This is a genomic window from Candidatus Saccharibacteria bacterium oral taxon 488 (assembly GCA_010202645.1).
GTDB lineage: Bacteria > Patescibacteriota > Saccharimonadia > Saccharimonadales > Saccharimonadaceae > Nanosynbacter.
Genome location: CP047920.1, coordinates 787,294 through 806,345 on the forward strand (window position 1 = coordinate 787,294; position 19,052 = coordinate 806,345).

The window sequence follows — 19,052 nt, forward strand, 5'->3', positions numbered from 1 at the left end:
TTCGTTAGATTACCTCCGCGAGAAAATTACTCGGTTTGGTTAGCTTCCGCCCGCGTCAGCTTATCAACCATCGGCAGGATCAAGTAAATACCGATGATTGCCGTCGCCAGACCGATACCAACAATAGTGAAGTAGGTTGGCGTTAACACTGGCTTCAGCGTCGTCGAGAATGTACTGGTAAATACTGCTCCCGTCCACACGCCAAAACCGCATGACAGAATCGAGGTGGTGAGCAGCGGCGCCACCGATTCAACCATTACCAAGCGCTTCAATTGAGCGAGACGCATACCGCTCAGCCGCAGCGTATACAGCGAGCGGCGGCGTTCCATCAGCCCGCCAATCGTCGAAACGATCAAGCTTGCCACCGCCACGAACAGCGTCACGCCGATACCAACATAGGCCAAGTCGGCAAACTCGCGAATCGTCGGATTAATATGCGGCTTTTTAGAGTCAGTGCCGCTCACCGCATAGGTCAAATCGTACTGATTGGCTTTCGCCGTCACCAAGGTGCGCAATTTCTCGATATCATTGTCTGATTTCAATGTCACCAAATACTCTTTAGCACCATTCGTATCAACCCGGTCATTAATCAGCGACACCTTCTTGACCACCGGCTTATCAAAATTCAGCAGCGCAAATTGGTCGGGTCGGGCGTTATTCGGGCAAGCATGCTCGGTATACTTCGCTAAATCCTGACAGCGAATTGCATCGCCGTCCTCGCGCGGATAGATCGTCGCCACCGACGTGATGTAAGATTTTTGCTGCAGCTGCTCCGCCATGTCGCCTGGCAGCGATCGGCCGATGACAACTGCCGTGCCGCGCTTTAATTGTGAAAAACCGTTATCTTTGACAGCCTGCGCATTTAAGCCCTCGATACCACTGGTCGCCGTCAAGTAAAAGCTGCCCGCAAACAGCGCCAGCACCACGCCGCTGACACTGCGGAAAATTGTCCGCGAATGCACCGCCGTACGCTTACCAGCGATCAGCATCGAAGCGTTATTAGCCCAGCGCGCTGCCAACAGCGACAGCTTATTAGTCAGCCAGCCGCCAGCCAGAATCAAGCCGAACATCACCAGCAGCAGCGCCGCCATCAATAGTACCGACGGCAGAGCTGATTCTTTATTAGCCGCCAGCCAATCCCGCCCTGGCTTCGACGACAGCCAAGCAAAGAACGCGATACCAAGTGCTGGCACCAGCGCCCGCCAAGCGCGCAATTTCTTTACCTTTTCAACCGAACGCGATACACCCAGCGGCGAAATCTGCGCCCGGCGCATCCGTCGCCAGTTGACAAACATCGTTAGTCCCAGCGTCAAACCGATAATCAACGCGTATTGCGTGCCAGTTAGCGCCAAATCACCAGGATTAAACCGCATACCGTCCATCTTGAACTGCTGTAGCGGTGTTTGCAGCAACCAAAACGCACCCAGCCCGATGATCACGCCAACCACCGACGCCAGTAGCGACTCCAGCATCAATATCAGCCCCACCTGCCGCTTAGTCGCGCCGATCAGCCGCAAAGCAGCATAGCGTTTCTCGCGTTGCGCAGCGCCCAGCTGCGTTGCTACTGACACGAAAATGACAATCGGAAACAGCAGAATCGTCCCGCCGACACTAAATACGATGACGGCAACCGGACCTATTTTAGCGTCCGATTTTAATCCGTTAGCATCCGTCCGATAAACATCAGCAAAGTATGATGGCTGTCCCTGAGATTTGGTAAAAGCATCGCTCTCGGCCACTTCCTCGGCGCTAGCACCGCGCACTATCATCAGCGCATCCGGACTGGCGGTATATTCGCTAGGAAGTACACCGAGATAGTTGGTATTTTTACCGAAACGTGACAAGATATTGTCCTCAGGATACTGAGCAACCGCGTCAGCCAATGCCCGTGACAGATAGTACTCGCCAGGACGCGGCGTTTTCAGTTTGGCAAACTGCGGTGATTTAGCCGTACCATACATTGAATAAGACTGGATGTACTGACCGCGCCACTTCGACGCATCACCGCGCCGGGTACCGCCAACTTTCAGCGGCTCGACACCATCAATCGGTTTTTGCGAAGGTGCACCACGACTCGCCTGATACGCCGCCGTATTAATTGCTAGTCCACTAGCACGCCCCGTTAGACCGCTAACACCAGCCGTAAAGTAGCACACCAGCACGATCCCCAGCGCCACCGCCACCGTAGTCAAACCCAGACGCGCGAATGACTGGCGACCAGACTTTTTTAATAACATCCAACTGACACTCATTTGATAGTCCTCGCACTGGCTTTGTTAAGATTTGGCTGGGTATTCTGCGCCATATTCACCGCTGCATCCGCGCCGGAAATCTGCCCGTCGCGGACAATAATTTCCCGATCAGCATAGGCGGCAATTGTCGGTTCGTGCGTCACCATGATGACTGTTGTGCCGTGCTCTTTGGCGGTTTTAATGAATAGCTCCATAACTCTCTCTGAATTCAGACTGTCCAGCGAGCCAGTCGGCTCATCAGCAAATAGTACTTTTGGCTCAATCACCATCGCCCGGGCAATCGCTACCCGCTGCATTTGTCCGCCCGACAACTCGCCAAGCATACTGTCAGCTTTACTCGCCAGCTCAACCTTATTCAGCCATGTTTTCGCCTGTTGATAGGCTTCTTTACGCTTGACGCCGTTAAGCAGTAGCGGCAGCGCCACATTATCCAGCGCTGTCAGCTCTGGCACCAACTGTCCAAACTGAAAGACAAAGCCAAAGCTGGTGCGCCGTAAAATACTGCGCTGATCATCGCTCAGTTTGTCAATCCGCCGGCCATCAAAGTCAATCTCGCCACTATCAACCTTGGTAATCGCCGCCAAGCTATGCAGCAGCGTCGACTTACCAGAGCCCGACGGACCCATAATCGCCAGCACCTCGCCCGCCTCGACATCCAAGCTGACGCCGCGCAGCGCGTGCGTTTGCCCGAACGACTTCTTAATATTTTTAGCGCTAATTATTGGTTTGCTCATGCAAAATTTCCTCCTTTAGCCGCGTTAACCGCGAAATAGTTAATTCAATCCAGCGCAAATCCGCCTCCAAATGATACAGTGCATGATCGATCAGCAGCATGTCCGACAAACTGCTATCGCGCCGCCGCGCTGTCAGCTCGCGCATCCGCTGGATGTGCGCCTGCCGTTGGTTATCCAGATACGGCGACGCATCGCCGTCTTTCAAAATCGCCAATACCGCCTTGATATACATCGTCGCTTGCAGCTGTGGTGACGGCGCCTCTGGTGATTCCAACCATGCTTGTAAATCCTGCTTACCCTCATCGGTAATTTCATACCGAACCCGATCCGGCCCACCCGATTCGCTGGTGTCGGCAATCTCTTTGACCTTGTTATCGCGTTTGAGCCGCGCCAAAGTTGAATATATCTGACCAGTTAAAATTGGCTTATCTTTGCCAAAATAACCGTCATATTTTTTCTTCAACTCATAGCCGTAATTTGACTCTTCCGCTAAAAAACCTAACAGTATATATTGAACGCTCATACTCTTACTATACACCCAGTGTTTAGTTATTGCAAGAGTTTTATACACTCGGTGTATAGTTGCTATTACAACGTCCATTCACCCTATTGACACAGCATCCGCCCCATCACAGATAGCTCACCCCACCAAACCACCACGACCAGTAGCCCACCTCGCCAGAATACAGACTATTATTCAATTTTAGCGTATAATAGGTTCATGGCACAGTTTTGCCGGGTATACCGTAAACAGCGATCGGTTAAGTCAGCTCTGTTGGGAATTGGCAAAATTCTCAGATTGCCACGATACTTACTACTAGCAGTTGTCTTATCTTTGCTTTTTGCACTCATTATTTTCTTTGCCATCAACGCTAATTTTTATGGCCCGCTGATGATGTCGCGACTGCCGATACTGGATAAGGTTGCCCTTTTGGGAACCATGTTTATTGACATATTCAAACAAGGTTTCACCTCGCCAAACGGTGCACTATTACTCATGGTGTCGACCCTCCAAGGACTGTCAATTACCGTCGTCATTTTCACTGCCAAGAAAAATAAGCGTAGTGAACAGTCGGTCACTAGACAGGTCGGGCTTAGTGGCTTGGCCTCCGTGGCTGCCGCTATCGGTTTGGGCTGTGTTCCCTGCGGCACGTCACTCATCCTGCCGCTCGTTGCCGTGTTCTTCTCAGGCGCCGCCGCAGCCACTGCCGCCACTGTCGCCAGCACTCTCGTTCTGATCTTAGCGCTACTTCTGAGCCTCTTTTCACTCTACAAATCTGGACAAATCGCCTTTATGTATACCGAGTTAGCAAAACAGGAGGAATTATGAATCGACAAAAAACAGCCGGCATAGCACTCATTTGGGTCATCCTGGGGATTATGATCACGGGAATTGTAGCACTATTTATTTATGGTATTGTCAATCGCCCACCAAATCGCCACATTGGTGACGGCAAGCCGTGGAATGAAAAAATGTCGCAAGGCTCTGCCGAAGCCAAGCACGTGTTCGTTGATTACACTGATTATTTTTGTTCGTTTTGTGCCGAAGTCGAAGCAGCCACCAACACCAATTTTTTCAAGAATGACTATATCAAATCAGGCAAAGTTCGTTATGAACACCGCGTAGTCACGCTGCTCAAGGAGGTCACTAACAACACCGAATCTGGCGCCCACGCTGCGTTCTGTGCCGCCGACCAAGACAAATATTGGCAATATACCCACGACATCGTGCCGCGCATTAAACGTGATTATTTTGACAAAGGAATTGGTGTGAAAAACGTTGCCGTGCCGCAAAAAATTCCACCGCTGCCGTTAGAATATTTCCTAACTTCTGCCAATAGTGTCGGCATGGACGAGGCAAAATTTGCTGATTGTATGACTAAGAAACCGCACCAAAATGAGATTGAGAATAATACCAAGAAAGCCCTTTCGCTTGGCGTGAGCGGCCTGCCATACATGGTAGTCAATGACTATGTCGCCAGTGGATTTATGGGCGGCGAAAATGGGCTGAAGGCAATTTTGAAAGCCGGCGGAGCGTACTGATGCCCACCAAAAAAATACAAAGTAAGCCTCAAAAATCATCGGTAAAACGACAATCAGCTCGGTCTAGTCGTGGGCCAAAAACTAATACAGCTCCTGCGAACCGACCCAGACTGAGCAGTATTTTATTCACTACACTGCTTTTACTGGTAGTGACCGCGATAGGCGTATTGTTCTACTTCCACTCCAAGCAACCACCAGCGCAGCGCCCAACGGTCTTGGAAGATGAAAAATATTACTTCACCGACTCACGCTATGCTGGCATCCGCTCCAAGTTCGTAACACGCGACACCAAACACGAAAAAGTCTCAATTGAATACCCAATCACCAGCAATTCCAAAATCAACAAGCTCATCGCCCGAGCAATTGACCGCGCCGACGGCGATTTTCGCCACACCGCCACTAATGCTCCGACATTCGACCGGCCAATGACAGAGGCGATTAGTTATCAAGTGACGCATAATAATTCGACCGCTCTGTCGATGATCGTCAATATTAAACAAGATATGCACGGCGCGCATCCGGTGTCACTAACGCATTTTTGGACGTTTGACAAAAAGTCTGGCGAGGTGATTGGCTTGGATAATTTGACTGAAAAATCAGAGGAAGCCATCAAGGCAATCGTGGCAGCTGCCCGGCACAACGTCGCGCAAACCATCAAGCAGCGCCAGCAACCAGAAGCAAATCTTGATGAGATGATCACCAAGGAGGCGTTATCGAACTTCACCATCACTGATGATGGTAACACCTTGGCTTGGCCGATTGGACAGGCGTCGCTCTTGCCGTCAGCCTACGGCGAAATGACAATCAAAGTACCGATCGCTGCCGTTGCCAAATATCTGCAAAATCCGACAGCCCGGAAACTAGCTAATATCCCCAAGCCGCCAGAACCAAAACCAAAGCCAGCGCCCGCCGCGCCGCCAGCCGCGAATTCTGGGGGTAAAGTGATCGCCTTAACATTTGACGACGGGCCGGGGCCGTACACTGCGCAGCTATTGGATATTTTGGATCAGCATGGTGCTAAGGCGACGTTTTTCTTGATCGGCAGCAAAGTCTCCGCGCAAGCCGATGTACTGCGGCGCATGCACGCGCGCGGCCATCAATTAGGCAATCATTCGTGGTCGCACCCAGAACTGCCTAAATTGCCAATTGACCAAATTGCCGGCGAAATCGACCGCACTAACGACGCCATCAAGCAAGCCACCGGCGTCACACCGGCTATTTTACGCCCGCCTTATGGCGCCGTCAATGGTGTTGTCCTGGAACAGATTCGTACACGTGGTATGTCGTCAATCTTGTGGTCAGTTGACACGCGGGACTGGGCTGATCGCAATAGCCAAATCGTCTGTTCACGCGCCGTCGCTGGCGCCCACCCTGGAGCCATCATCTTGATGCACGACATTCACCAAACGTCAGTTGGCGCCGTACCGTGCATCCTCAGCGCGCTGAAGCAGCAGGGGTATTCGTTTGTGACCGTGCAGGGACTACTCGGTAATATGGCGGCGGGAGCTGGGTATCCGTAGAATCGTAGCCGGATATTAACAATGTAGCTGCGGCAACTACTCTGTCTTATCCACCTCAAAAACCTTATATTTCGAAGCTACGCCGCGCAGTAATTTTACCTTTGATACAGCCACGCCAAAGTATTTTGCTAGCAACTTCGCCGCCGCCATATTTGCCCGCCCTTCAATGGCTGGAGCCTTGGTGTAAATCGTCAGCACACCATCGTCACCAACCACCACTTCTTCGCGGTGGCGGGAGTTGGGTTTGAGGTGGATAGAGATTTTCATACTTAATCCAGCAAACTCGCTCCGCCAGCGTCATACGCCGCGCGCTTATGACTCCACTCGTTACCATAGCGCTTGGCCTGCTCTAATACCATGTCAGTTGCCAACGCCTGCTGATCTGGCGGGTAGCCATATTTTGCCAGCGTCTTTTTGACGTTAACTTTCAGTTTTGCCTGAACATTCCTGCGCTCTGCCCAGTCAATCGTAGCATCACGACGCACTTGCTCTAGCAACACTTTTGCGATATCGCGCAGTTGCGCGTCACCCAGCACTTCACGGGCACTGCCATTTTCAACCAGCGCATCATAAAAGATAATCTCATCCTCGCTGAGGCCATCAACTGCGCCATTCTCAACAGTCTGGCGAATTTGCTGTCCAATGTTGATCAATTCCTCAATCACCTGTGCCGCCTCGATCGTCCCATTTCTATACCGCGTCAAGGCTTGATTTAGCAAGTCAGAGAACTTCGTATCCTTGGCATAATTTCGCGAAAATCGTAACTTGATTTCATCAGCCAGCAGTTTTTGCAACGCTTCCACTGCCAAATTCTTGCGCTCCATGTTACGAATTTCCGCCAAAAACTCATCGCTCAAAATTGACAGTTCCGGCTTTTCTAATCCCGCCGCCTCAAACACATCAACCACACCGACTGGCGCAATCGCTTTATCGACAATTTGTTTCAGCGCGCTGCGATACTCGGCGTCAGTCACCACCGCCGAGCTGGACACTTTCTCCAGCCGAGCTTTCACCGCCTGAAACAGCGCCACTTCTTCGCGAATTTCTAGCGCCTCGGGCCTGGGCATGACCAACGCGAATGCTTTACTCAGTTCCAAAACATGCTGCTTCAGCCGCTTCTCACCGTCTTCCAACCCTAAAATATATTCCTCGGCATCCAAAATGATTTGCAGCTGCTGGCTAGTTGGTGCGGTAAAATATCGCTGATAGTCAAAGTTACCAAACAAATCGCGTACCACTTCATAACGCATCTGCATCTGCGCCACCGCCTCAGCAATATCAAGTTGCGGTGCGCCTTGCCCACCACTTTGCGTATAGTCAGAAATAGCATCGCGCAGCGCCCCTGCTACACCCAGATAGTCAACCACCAAACCGCCGGTTTTTCCAGGAAACACTCGATTTACCCTGGCAATTGCCTGCATCAAATTATGACCCTTCAGCGGTTTATCCAGATACATGGTGTGCATATTTGGTACATCAAACCCTGTCAGCCACATGTCGCACACAATCACCAATTCAAGCGGATCATTTGGATCCTTGATGCGCTTTTCGATCGCCTTTACCCGTTGTTTATTACGAATATGCGGCTGCAAATGGTCAGGGTCGCTAGCACTACCGGTAATAATCACCTTTACCGCACCGCGTGCGTCATCGTCACTGTGCCAATCCGGCCGATATGCCACAATTTTTTCATACAAATCAGCCGCAATACTGCGGCTCATCGTCACGATCATACCTTTACCACTCAGTACATCTTGCCGGGCCTCAAAGTGCTCAATAATATCCAAAGCGATCGTATTCAGCCGCTCGCTATTACCGACGATGGCTTCTTTTTGTGCATACTCGGCCTTCAACGCATCCTGACGACTCAGTTCTTCGCCCTCCAGCAAATCATCAACTTCCTTATCCAGCCACTGCCGCGTTGCCTCGTCCATATTCAAATCAACCAGCCGGCTCTCATAATAAATCGGCACCGTTGCACCATCTTTCACCGCCTGCTCGACATCATAAATGTCGATATAGTCGCCAAACACTGCTGGCGTTGACTTATCGTCCGTTTCAATCGGCGTACCTGTAAAGCCAATATAGCTCGCGCCCGGCAAGGCATCGCGCATATACTTAGCATAGCCATACACCAACTGAGCATCACTGGCTCGGACATGTGCCTTCAAGCCATATTGACTGGTGGGCCTCATCTGCCATCACGATGACATTACGTCGATCGGTCAAAATTGGCAATTTATCCTCGTCATCCTCAGGCGAGAACTTCTGGATTGTTGTAAAAATAATTCCACCCGCTTGGCGCTGCAGTAGCTTCCTGAGTTCACTCCGTGAATCAGCTTGCTTTGGATCTTCTCCCAGCAGCTCGCGACAAGTGCTAAATGTACCAAATAATTGACCATCAAGATCATTACGATCCGTCACCACCACGATGGTCGGGTTATGCAAATCACGCGATTTCATCAGCTTGCCAGTATAAAACACCATACTCAAGCTCTTGCCCGACCCTTGCGTATGCCAAACCACGCCAGCCCGTTGGTCACCGCGTTCACTACTAGCTGCCAGCGTCCGATCAAGCGCTTTATTCACCACCCAATATTGATGATAAGCGGCAACTTTTTTGATTAATTTATCGCCATCGCCCCGCTCAAACACGATAAAATTCTGCACCATATCCAGCAAGCGTTCAGGCGTACACACACCGCGCAGCAATACCTCCAGCATCGGCACGTTGCCAACTTCCTTCTCGCCGTCAATCGTTTTCCACGGCATCATTCGCTCCAGCGGACTGGTGATCGTCCCCATTTCGGCTTCTAGTCCATCGCTCGTTACGCATAATTCATTAAAGCGGAACAGATCACTAACCTCTCGCTTGTACGTCTGAATCTGCTGATATGCCGCCGCCAAATCCGCCTTCGTATCGGCCGCATTTTTCAGCTCAATCACCACCAGGGGTAACCCATTCACAAATAGCACAATGTCCGGCCGGCGATTATAATCGCCCTGCAGAACCGTCAGCTGATTGACCGCCGCAAAATCGTTGTTGCGTGGCGAGGTAAAATCAACCACCCGCACGATATCATGTTTCACTTCGCCACTTGGCGTGCGATACTGCACTGGCACGCCTGCTACCAGTAGTTGATGAAATTCGTGATTATTCTCAATTAAACTTGGTTTACTAATCTGCGTTAACCGCCGCATCGCTTCCTTCAAGGCTGGTTCTGGAATGTGCGGATTGAGCCGCGACAAAGCACTATATATCCGCCCAGGCAACACCACCTGCCGCAGCTCACGCTCAGCCATAGCACCATCCGGACCAATATCCGGTCCGTGCAGAATTTGCCAGCCGAGATTAGCCAGAATATCAAGCGCGTATTGTTTGATTTGAGATTCGGTCATAGATATTTATTAATCATTACCAGTCAGCTACATTCTAATTTTATAGCCATTGTAGCACAAATCAAACATGACCCTAAGACATCTTTACCACAGCGACAGCTTTGGCAGCTATACTATACGCGCTCAAATTGTTTACATCTTGCTCACTAATAACGATAGGCGGCAAATCTTCTGTAGATTCTGACTCCAGAATAATCTGCTGGTTCTTAGCATCCTTGCGGAATTTCTTAAGATTTGCTGCTCCACCAATAATCGAAATGACATGATCACCATCCTTTGGACAGTAATTATCTTCCTTCCGAGCGATGATATAATCTCCATCATCGACCGATCTACCCCCAATATCAGCCTTATTCATAGAATGGCCAGAAGCCTTCAAGGCAAAGAGATTATGAAAATCAGATATAGAAACAGTGCTAGGGGTTATTTTTAGATACCCTTCTATCCTATCTTGAGCAAATGTCAAAGCCTCACCACAGTTAACATACCCATAGTAGGGTATGTTAATCATCCCATCTACCACTTGGTTATCTTTTGGTTTAGATATCGTGCCTGTTTTATAGTTCTTAACCAGTTTTCCTTTTTTGACAAGTTGGTCTATAGCAAATTGAACCTTGTATGGATGGTCAATGTCAAGTGTCTTAGCTAACCTGTAATACGTATGCGTACTTAGGTTAACTGTTTCAGCTAGGTCAAGAAGCTTTTTTTGTACTTCATTCACATTAACACTATAGCAAACATTGCTTAATCTATCAAGTGAGTTGCTTATTTTACTTGCTCCGCTACATATAGCGTTTTCATGCTTGGCAAATAAATCGCGATGTGCTACCATAGAACTAGTTATATACCTAACGTAAAAAAGGGGGTATATAAAAACACCAGCTGGTAACTGGTGTTTAAGTACATATGTAGACCGGCAGTCGTATATATGTGCTTCTCATCTTACCATAAATATCAATAGTAAACTAGGCTTAGACCTGGGGAAAGACGAGAAGTTTTATGAATAAACTTACTCTTGGGGACTCCGTCCTCAACCTACAAATACTAAAACAACACACGACCGTGGTCGTCGAGCCAACATCGCAAATGGGCGGGACATATGACTCGGCTGAGATAACGACTGTTTTCACGGCCAACAACGACCAAGAACGTGAGATAGAATTCATCCTACCCTACTCAACGGTCAAGTTCAGCGCATCAATTGCTGTTATCTCAGCCGGAGAACAAGCCTATAGTGAGCGGATAGCACAAGTGGGTCGTATAAAAGGTGATCTATCTAGGATCAAGCCATACCTACAAAAGATCGGCCTGTCCGAGGACCAATACGATACTGATAAGGAGTTAAAGTCTATAGCCAAACAGTTTAGGGCTGGAAAGCTGAAGTTACCGCAAGGACAGGTAACTATCAAAATTCAACTGTCAGCCGTCATTGATGAAATCACTGGCGAAGATGGAGTGAAGCGCTATTCATTTAAAGCCTACTCTCCACTACCAGCGTTTAGTATGACTGGCGATGGGGTACCGCTGACACTCACGGCCCTATTCAAGGGAGACGAGGTCATCAGGCCACAAGATATTACCTACAATATCACTAATCCCTTTGGCGATGGTACGAATCCAGTAATGGAGATACCAAATCAACAACTCGGCGAAGATATTACTTTCTTCTGGAAGTGGCAAACTGACCCAGTGGTTGAATTTAGGTACCACTATTAATAGATAGATGGGTCGGAAAGAGTCGAGTATGGTCTCGGCTCTTTTCAAATTAATTTATTTTATTTTGGTTGATTTAATTGATACATATTTCCTAAATCTCCCGCCAATTCCAATTCTCCGTTTTCCCTCAATGCTTCAAGTACTTTTGCAGCAAATTGAGCAATATCATCATCTTTTCCGATATTATAAATTTGATTATTTGAAGTTAGTGTGCGTGCTATTTGCTTAATACTTTCTAGATTATAGTAATCAAATACACCGTCAATCTCGGCGACCGCAATATGTGCATTAGCAAACGAGTTAACCTCTTCTAAACTTATTAATGCCTCATTGATATCTTCACCAACAGATGATATTGGTTCGCGCGCAGTTGAGTCAGTTAGTAAATACAAATCCTCATCATTAAAATATGCAACAATATTCCCTTCATGGTTTAACCATATATCGTCAGGCTGCTTATTCATCAAAACGGTCAAACCAGTCTCCGCAAGATAATCCCATACTCTTTCCATCACTCCCTCTTCTGTCAACTTATCGTCACTATATTCCCTATCGAAATCATCATAATTATCAATGATTAACACTCTATCATTTTCTTCGAAATACTCTTTTAGCCTATCATCCCGAGTCATTAAAAATATTTTACGCTCAGGATTTGCTAGTACGTATTGATCAATTGTTTTTGCGATAAGCGTGTCTTTAAACCCCTTATCCCCGCTCTTTTCAAACGGCGGAGTACCCATAATTGAATGGTTGTATATTTCTTTGTAAGCCTTATTCTCATCAACTAAGTCTATAATATCGTATCCAATTGACTCATCTTTTGCTATATCATCGACCAGCTGTTTGGGGTTTATATTGTCAATTACACAATCTTCTATATTTAGAATATGCCGGTGTGGATTTTTCCGGAGACTATCCTTTTGGTTAATTAGGTATTTACAGATGTGTCTGCTAATCTCATCGTAGACCACTCGAGGTAAACCTATGTCTGCTCTTCTGCTTATTTTCTCCAAATCAGAACGACCGCCTAAAAAATACTGAGCGGACCCCTTGTTTTCAACTACATTTGTATCCACAAACACTATCGGCCTTATCATACTATTTGACCAACTTTTCCTGACATCAACTGAGGCAAAAGCGTATCGCGAAGGGCAATTAAATTATATACCTGCTCATTATTATGCGATATTAAAGCCAGTAGTTCGCTAAATATTGGCGCAAAAACAGCAAGATTATTATCGTCCGGCAATTCTACACGATAATTTTCGATCATTCCTTTTGTGATAAACTTTATTACCGAGCCGCGCGAACCGCCCGTAATAAGCGACAAATCTTTCTTCATTAAAAAGTATAAAAATCCTAACAGCTCTTCATTATGGGGTATTAATACATACGTACGCTGGTAAGCTTCAAATTTACCCGTATAGTACTTAATGTTAAAGTCCCCATTTCCGGCAACCAATATAGCCGATCCATCAAAAGAGTAACTAGGTGCGTGTGAAATTGTTTGCGCACATATGAAGAATGGAAATTTACCATCCTTGATCCCAAAATTTGCATCCTTTTTACCCGTCTTAACTGGAAAGAATTCTCCCAGTGGTCTTTTCTTCCAGTTTTTAGACTCAGGATTATCGACAAAATAATGACGAAAGAGAGCTTGACCGAGCTGCTCGAGAGTTTCGTTCATGCGGCGATTAAGCTCGATTTTTTCATCAAGGCTGCCGAGAATATTGGCAATTTTCTTTTGTTGGTCAAGTGGTGGTAGCTTCACAGGATAGTTCATTATCTGAACTTTATCACCACGAGGCATTTTTGACCCACTCGCAGATGCTGTCGAAAAAGAAAAGAATCTGTCGTCAGCTAAAATATAGTATAGATACTTTTCATAAATCTCATCATTTAGTTTTCGAAAAACCAGCACATCATTCGAAGCGCCGCCGGACCTATCGGCTAACCAAATCTTTTTGAAGTAAGGACGAATGTTCGATACTAGCACATCCCCAGCTTGGAATGCAGTTACTTTTCCAGAGGGCAACTTGTTAGCAACTGATAGTCCGCCCTTGTTTTGTAATAAGTTTTCAGTAGATACATAATTTGTTAACTGCACTTGTTCTACTTGTATTTTACTATTCACATAACTGCAAATATCACTCAGCAAAACTGTCCGCATCATTTTTGTCCCTTTCTTTTTTTGTGACTATTACCACCCTTCAGCTTTTTGATTTTCTCCTGTAGGCCCTCGGCCTCTAAAAGACTATTTACTATTGCCCGTTGAAAGCCATTAGAGCGAAACATACTTATGTATTTATCGTATTCTGGTATATTTTGTTGAATATTTTTCATCAGTTCGTTATTTATACTCGCTAGGTTCTTATTTAGCGCGAGACCCTCTAACGCAGAAGACACCGGATTAGAGTTTAGCTTAGACATATCCGGTACGGACTTACTAATTGAGTCAATAATTGGCTGATATAATAACGTCATTGTTTTTATGTATTCTTGGTAGGCATCGTTGTTAAGTTTCATCATTGATTCCGCCAATGATCTCAGAGTCTCTGATGCCTTAGCCATACTTTTGGCTAAGTCCGTTCGATATGAGCTCTTTATTTCACCAATATACAACATGACGTGTTTTTGATTCTTGACGGCTTCATCAAGCATTTTTCTAGTTATAGTATTTTGATGTGCCGCATTATTACGAAGCTCTATGAGTTTATTTAAGGCTCTAGATACATATTCGTATTGCGCTGGCTTTTTTAATATAGAATTAATAATATCCCATACTTTTTTAGATTCAAATATCTTTTCTATTCTTAGTTTTAAATCGTCAAAATCTTTTGACTCAGATATAAGCAATAACATCGCTTCGCCCGAACCTAGTTTATTTCGAGCAATTTTAGAGACATCATTTTCTAAAACAATAGGAATCTCACCAAAAGAAAAATCATGAATTTTTTGACACCACTCGATTCGCCCTGTTGGAGTAAGTTTAGTATTGTGCTTCTGGTGAGTATTCACGATATCCATCAATACTTTCTCTATTTCTGGTAGCACGCAAATCAACAATTTCTTTAATTGCCGTTCGACAACAGAAGTAAGTCTCAGTATTTTCTCGCCACGAGCAGATGACAGCTCATCAGAAAGTATAAAGACATCCCGTGCACTTAGTAGATTATTATAGATACTATCAGACAAATCAGCTTCTGAAGATAGAATATTGATCATGTAAAGATCGGCTTGATGATCTAGGTCCTCCAGCTTTGCCGTGTCAGCATGTTTTATACCCAACTCCTTGAGTCTATCCATCGCCTCAATCTCAGTTTTAGCCTCTACAGCAAACTCTATTGCAAAATCCTTGCAAATGCGATTTTCTTGATTCATAGACATTTGACTCTACCTTCTCGTAGATTAGTAATTAAGGCATGCTCGACAATGAATCGCGGGTCTCTGTCGAATATCGTTGCGTTCGGTTTTATTTCATATACATTCCAATCAGGCAACATCTTGTAGCTGCCAAAATACGATATCAGTGTTTCGGCACTCCAGCAAACCTGAGTAAAGAAGTATTTTGCCTTGTCAGGACTGTCATAATACTCAGTACCATCCCGATAGTCACCTGAATGCTCCGCTATATTCCTACTTGATGCAAATTTAGTCTGCCAACCATCTCTTTGTTTTTTTGCGTAATCCATAATAGGCTCGTGGTCAGGGTTTTTTTGAATAAACTTGCTAGATTGCTTTTCAAAATTCTCTTCTTTACAAAAAAGAAACCCCACATCCCAGCCCATTTTATTTAGATAGTTCTGCACCCTACCCTTATAAAAACTCCAGAGGTTAGCATAAAGACCCTCATATATAGTTCTTTTTTGACTAATATTACGATCCTCAAAATCATCTGCCATTATTAGCTGATAGTACATAAGAGCTGATTCAATTTTATCCATTAGTCTATCGGCAAAAAAATCTACTTCATCTTTTGTAATGTCATCAACGTCTAAATGTTCTGCTATTGCTTTTGCAAGCTGATGTGGTTTAGGTATATATGGATCATCTGGACCCCACCGCGATGCCTCCTTTAATACAGGTACAATTATCTGGGTCATTTCTTCCCCTCAACCCTCTTCTGCACAGCCTTCAACTCCTTAAGATATTGCTGCTCTATACTACTCAGCTCTTGATTACGCATACGCTCTTTGTATGATTCATACTCTTTGGTAACCTTAGTGAGCATTGCTTTGTGTGATATTTTGCCTGGATTATCAAGGACACCCTTGCCGTAGGTAGCCGCAAATTTATCAACTTCACGTACCCAATCAGCCATGCGCATTGGTTCGTGATTGATAGCCTTGAGCTCAGCAAGGTCAAAAAAGGCGCTAACGAGACGGTTGAGCACGCTAAGTTCGTCGGCTGTCAAATAGTTTTTAGCAATTTGCGCTTCGCTTTTAGTCGGTTGCTGACCACGAAACGTCGTGAGTCCTAAGAATGGCTTGTCAGAATCAACCCTAGAGTAAATAACCTCGGCGGCAGTCAACATATTAACAGCGTAGTGCAATTTATTCTGAACTATCTGGAAAAATTCTATTTGCTCTTTGGAGCTCGGATTGTAATCTTGACTGGTGGCGAATAAGTCTAGCACTTGCCGATACAATATTTTTTCGCTACTACGAATATCTCGAATCCGCTCAAGCAGCTCTTTCCAATAATTTCCGCCGCTATTTTCTTTAAGGCGCTCATCGTCCATGACAAAGCCTTTAGTGATATATTCACGCAGTCTTTCGGTAGCCCAGATGCGAAAGTTAGTCGCAACATTTGACTTCACGCGGTAACCAAGCGCTATTACCATATCTAGATTATAGTGTTCTATATTCCTTGAGACCTTACGAGCGCCTTCGGTTTGAACTATAAAGAATTTCTTTATAGTTGCCGAAGGGTCAAGCTCTTTCTCTTCGTAGATATTCTTAATATGCTGACCTATGTTTTGCCTCGTAGTTTGAAATACCTGAGCCAACTGCATTTGAGTGAGCCATATGTTTTCATCTTGCAGTCTAGCTTGAACCTGAGGCTTACCGTCGTTTCCAACATACACCACCATTTCGCCGTTCGGGTTATCGCCATTCATCATTTGATTTCTTTCTCTATTTTGGCAAGATTCTCTTTTATCTTCGCTTCCAGCTTGCAACTTTTCACAAATTGCCCCTCAAGCTCAGCCGTTAACCGAGCAAATTTCTCGACGAACGGCTCATCGTCCTCTTCTGTTTCTTCAACGCCCACGTAGCGGCCAGGTGTCAGCACATAGTCATGCTGCTTGATTTCATCCAATTTAGCAACCTTACAGAAACCTGGCTGGTCAGTGTAATCCGCGCTGGCAGTTTTGTAATCATGATATGTCTTCGCCACCCGGGCAATATCTTCTTCGGTCAGCTCGCGGTTACGACGGGTTATCATTTTACCCAAATTACGCCCATCAATGAACAGCACTTTGCCGTGACGATTGGCACGATCACGCGACACAAACCACAGACAGCATGGTATAGCAACGTTAAAAAACAACTGAGATGGTAGCGTAACAATGGCGTCAACCATATTCTTGGTTACTAACTTCTTACGAATATCACCTTCACCACCAGTTTGACTGCCCATGCTGCCGTTTGCCAGTACGAAACCTGCCGTACCGCACGGGCTTAGGTGGTGAATCATATGTTGAATCCAAGCAAAGTTAGCATTACCCTTTGGCGGCAGGCCATATTTCCAGCGCGGGTCCGCCTGCAAGTGTTCTTGACCCCAATCGCTAATATTAAACGGCGGATTGGCCAAGATGTAATCGGCTTTTAGGTCGGGAAGCTGGTCGTCCATCAAGGTGTCGCCGCGTTTGATATTCGCGTCAATCCCCCGAATTGCCATATTCATTTTAGCGAGTCGCCAAGTGGTTTCGTTCAGTTCCTGACCATACACCGCGATATCGCTAACGCGGCCTGCATGCTTCTCGACAAACTTCTCACTCCAGACGAACATGCCACCGCTACCGCAACACGGGTCATACACACGCCCGCTGTATGGCTCAAGCATTTCTACCAGCAACCTGACGATGGAGCGCGGCGTGTAGAATTCGCCGCCGTGTTTGCCCTCACTGTCGGCAAACATACCCATAAAATATTCGTAGACTTGACCAAGTAGATCTTTGGAACTCGCAGTGTCAAATTTGATATTTGTAAATAAATCGATGAGTTCACCCAAGCGACGCTTATCTAGAGCTTCACGAGCATAATTTTTCGGCAAAACACCTTTCAAACTAGGGTTGTCGCGCTCAACTGCCTCCATGGCGCTGTCAACTAGTACGCCAATTTCTGGCTGCTTGGCGCTCGCCACCAGGTGTTCCCAGCGAGCCTCCTTGGGAATCCAGAAAACATTCTCCGCCAAGTACCAATCCCGATCTTCGGGATCATAATTCTCATCAATCGCTGCCTGATATCGCACCGAAAACGCATCCGAAACGTATTTTAGAAAAATCAGCCCCAGCACTACATATTTATAGTCCGACGAACTGATATTGCCCCGTAGTTTATCCGCCGCAGCCCATAACTGCCTTTCAAGATCCCTCATGTTCATACGTGTAATTATATCAGATTCGAGGGTCGTTTACTCTGAGTGGATCAGGCTCTTGTAGCTAGTTTTCGTGACAATAATATGATCATTAAGCGTAATACCAAGCAGCTTCCCCGCTTCTGCCAACCTATTCGTTACTTCTTTATCAGCCTGACTGGCCTCCAAGCTCCCGCTCGGATGATTATGCGCCACGATGATTGAGGCCGCGCGGTCAGCGATAGCATCGGCGAAGACCTCGCGCGGATGTACCAGGCTGGCAGTCAGCGTACCGATGGTCACCACCCGCTTGGCGATCAAACGATTCGCACCATCCAGCGTCAGACAGACAAAATATTCCTGCTTTTTGTCGCGAATGTCGGCCAGCAGCTCAACGGCTTTTTCTGAACTATCAATAATTGGCTGGTCACTATCCAGCAAATACCGCCGCGCCAGTTCCAAACTCGCCAAAATCACCGGGATTTTCGCTTCACCCAAACCAACCACGCCGCGCAGATCATCATACGAAACATCACCGCCTTTTTGACGCAAAATTTTCAGCACCTCGCGCGCAATTTTACCGACATCGGCCTGCTTATTGCCGCTGCCAATAATCGCCATCAACAATTCCAAGTCGCCCAGCCGCGCCGTACCGTAACGCGCCAATTTCTCGCGCGGACGGTCGATTTTCGGCTTGTCGAGCACTCTCATAGTCTTATTATATCAAGCTTCTCGCCGTGCATCAGCCACTAATCTTCGCGCTACCATTTCGTGCAGCCCTATTAATCGCTTACACCACGCCAAGA

Annotated in this window: 16 protein-coding genes and 1 pseudogene; 4 read left to right on the forward strand and 13 right to left on the reverse strand. The window is 46.6% G+C overall.

Annotated features, from left to right (window positions below; all coding sequences use genetic code 11):
* Positions 1–26: 26 nt before the first annotated feature.
* The 3 genes from GWK77_04305 to GWK77_04315 are packed head-to-tail and all read right to left on the reverse strand — an operon-like array spanning position 27 to position 3,509.
* Complete coding sequence (locus tag GWK77_04305; protein QHU93355.1) at positions 27–2,252, reverse strand: FtsX-like permease family protein; 2,226 nt, start codon at positions 2,250–2,252, stop codon at positions 27–29.
* Complete coding sequence (locus GWK77_04310) at positions 2,249–2,986, reverse strand: ATP-binding cassette domain-containing protein (GenBank protein ID QHU93356.1); 738 nt, start codon at positions 2,984–2,986, stop codon at positions 2,249–2,251. The genes GWK77_04305 and GWK77_04310 overlap by 4 nt, the downstream gene beginning before the upstream one ends.
* Positions 2,967–3,509 carry a PadR family transcriptional regulator gene (locus tag GWK77_04315; protein QHU93357.1) on the reverse strand — a complete coding sequence of 181 codons (543 nt, stop codon included), beginning with the start codon at positions 3,507–3,509 and terminating at the stop codon, positions 2,967–2,969. The genes GWK77_04310 and GWK77_04315 overlap by 20 nt, the downstream gene beginning before the upstream one ends.
* Positions 3,510–3,707: 198 nt before the next feature.
* Between GWK77_04315 and GWK77_04320 the strand changes: the two genes are divergently transcribed.
* From GWK77_04320 to GWK77_04330, 3 genes are all read left to right on the forward strand, one after another.
* Positions 3,708–4,316 carry a hypothetical protein gene (locus GWK77_04320; protein ID QHU93358.1) on the forward strand — a complete coding sequence of 203 codons (609 nt, stop codon included), beginning with the start codon at positions 3,708–3,710 and terminating at the stop codon, positions 4,314–4,316.
* Positions 4,313–5,029 carry a thioredoxin domain-containing protein gene (locus tag GWK77_04325; GenBank protein QHU93359.1) on the forward strand — a complete coding sequence of 239 codons (717 nt, stop codon included), beginning with the start codon at positions 4,313–4,315 and terminating at the stop codon, positions 5,027–5,029. The genes GWK77_04320 and GWK77_04325 overlap by 4 nt, the downstream gene beginning before the upstream one ends.
* A 149-nt stretch (positions 5,030–5,178) precedes the next feature.
* A complete protein-coding gene (locus tag GWK77_04330; protein QHU93360.1) occupies positions 5,179–6,549 on the forward strand; it encodes a polysaccharide deacetylase family protein in 1,371 nt (456 codons plus the stop codon).
* Positions 6,550–6,585: 36 nt separating this feature from the next.
* Here the strand turns inward: GWK77_04330 and GWK77_04335 are convergent, their stop codons facing one another.
* From GWK77_04335 to GWK77_04345, 3 genes and pseudogenes are all read right to left on the reverse strand, one after another.
* Positions 6,586–6,816 carry a DUF167 domain-containing protein gene (locus GWK77_04335; GenBank protein ID QHU93361.1) on the reverse strand — a complete coding sequence of 77 codons (231 nt, stop codon included), beginning with the start codon at positions 6,814–6,816 and terminating at the stop codon, positions 6,586–6,588.
* 2 nt (positions 6,817–6,818) lie between these two features.
* Positions 6,819–9,948 (reverse strand): annotated as a pseudogene (locus GWK77_04340) (HsdR family type I site-specific deoxyribonuclease).
* Positions 9,949–10,021: 73 nt separating this feature from the next.
* A complete protein-coding gene (locus tag GWK77_04345; protein QHU93362.1) occupies positions 10,022–10,780 on the reverse strand; it encodes a hypothetical protein in 759 nt (252 codons plus the stop codon).
* A 167-nt stretch (positions 10,781–10,947) separates the two neighbouring features.
* Here GWK77_04345 and GWK77_04350 point away from each other — a divergent pair, with 167 nt between their 5' ends.
* On the forward strand, positions 10,948–11,664 hold the full coding sequence (locus GWK77_04350) for a hypothetical protein (GenBank protein ID QHU93363.1): 717 nt from the start codon (positions 10,948–10,950) through the stop codon (positions 11,662–11,664).
* Between the two features lie 59 nt (positions 11,665–11,723).
* Here the strand turns inward: GWK77_04350 and GWK77_04355 are convergent, their stop codons facing one another.
* From GWK77_04355 to radC, 7 genes are read right to left on the reverse strand one after another with little or no spacing between them, the layout of a single operon-like run.
* Positions 11,724–12,743: a DUF4935 domain-containing protein gene (locus tag GWK77_04355; GenBank protein QHU93364.1), complete on the reverse strand. Its 1,020-nt coding sequence runs from the start codon at positions 12,741–12,743 to the stop codon at positions 11,724–11,726.
* 17 nt (positions 12,744–12,760) lie between these two features.
* Entirely contained in the window at positions 12,761–13,837 is a 1,077-nt protein-coding gene (locus GWK77_04360) for a restriction endonuclease subunit S (GenBank protein QHU93435.1), read from the reverse strand.
* Entirely contained in the window at positions 13,837–15,048 is a 1,212-nt protein-coding gene (locus GWK77_04365) for a hypothetical protein (GenBank protein QHU93365.1), read from the reverse strand. Before GWK77_04365 ends, GWK77_04360 begins: the two co-directional genes overlap by 1 nt.
* Positions 15,045–15,770, reverse strand: a complete 726-nt coding sequence (locus GWK77_04370) for a hypothetical protein (GenBank protein ID QHU93366.1) — start codon at positions 15,768–15,770, stop codon at positions 15,045–15,047. The genes GWK77_04365 and GWK77_04370 overlap by 4 nt, the downstream gene beginning before the upstream one ends.
* A complete protein-coding gene (locus tag GWK77_04375) occupies positions 15,767–16,786 on the reverse strand; it encodes a cell filamentation protein Fic (protein ID QHU93436.1) in 1,020 nt (339 codons plus the stop codon). The genes GWK77_04370 and GWK77_04375 overlap by 4 nt, the downstream gene beginning before the upstream one ends.
* Complete coding sequence (locus GWK77_04380; GenBank protein ID QHU93367.1) at positions 16,786–18,273, reverse strand: N-6 DNA methylase; 1,488 nt, start codon at positions 18,271–18,273, stop codon at positions 16,786–16,788. Before GWK77_04380 ends, GWK77_04375 begins: the two co-directional genes overlap by 1 nt.
* 30 nt (positions 18,274–18,303) lie before the next feature.
* Positions 18,304–18,957, reverse strand: coding sequence for a DNA repair protein RadC (radC, locus tag GWK77_04385; protein QHU93368.1), 654 nt, complete (start codon positions 18,955–18,957; stop codon positions 18,304–18,306).
* Between the last annotated feature and the right edge of the window lie 95 nt (positions 18,958–19,052).

Coding starts and splice junctions, on each gene's coding strand:
- GWK77_04370 (QHU93366.1), bottom strand. CDS start 15,770: ATGACCCAGATAATTGTACCTGTATTAAAGGAGGCATCGCGGTGGGGT.
- radC (QHU93368.1), bottom strand. CDS start 18,957: ATGAGAGTGCTCGACAAGCCGAAAATCGACCGTCCGCGCGAGAAATTG.
- GWK77_04375 (QHU93436.1), bottom strand. CDS start 16,786: ATGAATGGCGATAACCCGAACGGCGAAATGGTGGTGTATGTTGGAAAC.
- GWK77_04345 (QHU93362.1), bottom strand. CDS start 10,780: ATGGTAGCACATCGCGATTTATTTGCCAAGCATGAAAACGCTATATGT.
- GWK77_04360 (QHU93435.1), bottom strand. CDS start 13,837: ATGCGGACAGTTTTGCTGAGTGATATTTGCAGTTATGTGAATAGTAAA.
- GWK77_04320 (QHU93358.1), top strand. CDS start 3,708: ATGGCACAGTTTTGCCGGGTATACCGTAAACAGCGATCGGTTAAGTCA.
- GWK77_04380 (QHU93367.1), bottom strand. CDS start 18,273: ATGAACATGAGGGATCTTGAAAGGCAGTTATGGGCTGCGGCGGATAAA.
- GWK77_04335 (QHU93361.1), bottom strand. CDS start 6,816: ATGAAAATCTCTATCCACCTCAAACCCAACTCCCGCCACCGCGAAGAA.
- GWK77_04325 (QHU93359.1), top strand. CDS start 4,313: ATGAATCGACAAAAAACAGCCGGCATAGCACTCATTTGGGTCATCCTG.
- GWK77_04310 (QHU93356.1), bottom strand. CDS start 2,986: ATGAGCAAACCAATAATTAGCGCTAAAAATATTAAGAAGTCGTTCGGG.
- GWK77_04350 (QHU93363.1), top strand. CDS start 10,948: ATGAATAAACTTACTCTTGGGGACTCCGTCCTCAACCTACAAATACTA.
- GWK77_04365 (QHU93365.1), bottom strand. CDS start 15,048: ATGAATCAAGAAAATCGCATTTGCAAGGATTTTGCAATAGAGTTTGCT.
- GWK77_04315 (QHU93357.1), bottom strand. CDS start 3,509: ATGAGCGTTCAATATATACTGTTAGGTTTTTTAGCGGAAGAGTCAAAT.
- GWK77_04305 (QHU93355.1), bottom strand. CDS start 2,252: ATGAGTGTCAGTTGGATGTTATTAAAAAAGTCTGGTCGCCAGTCATTC.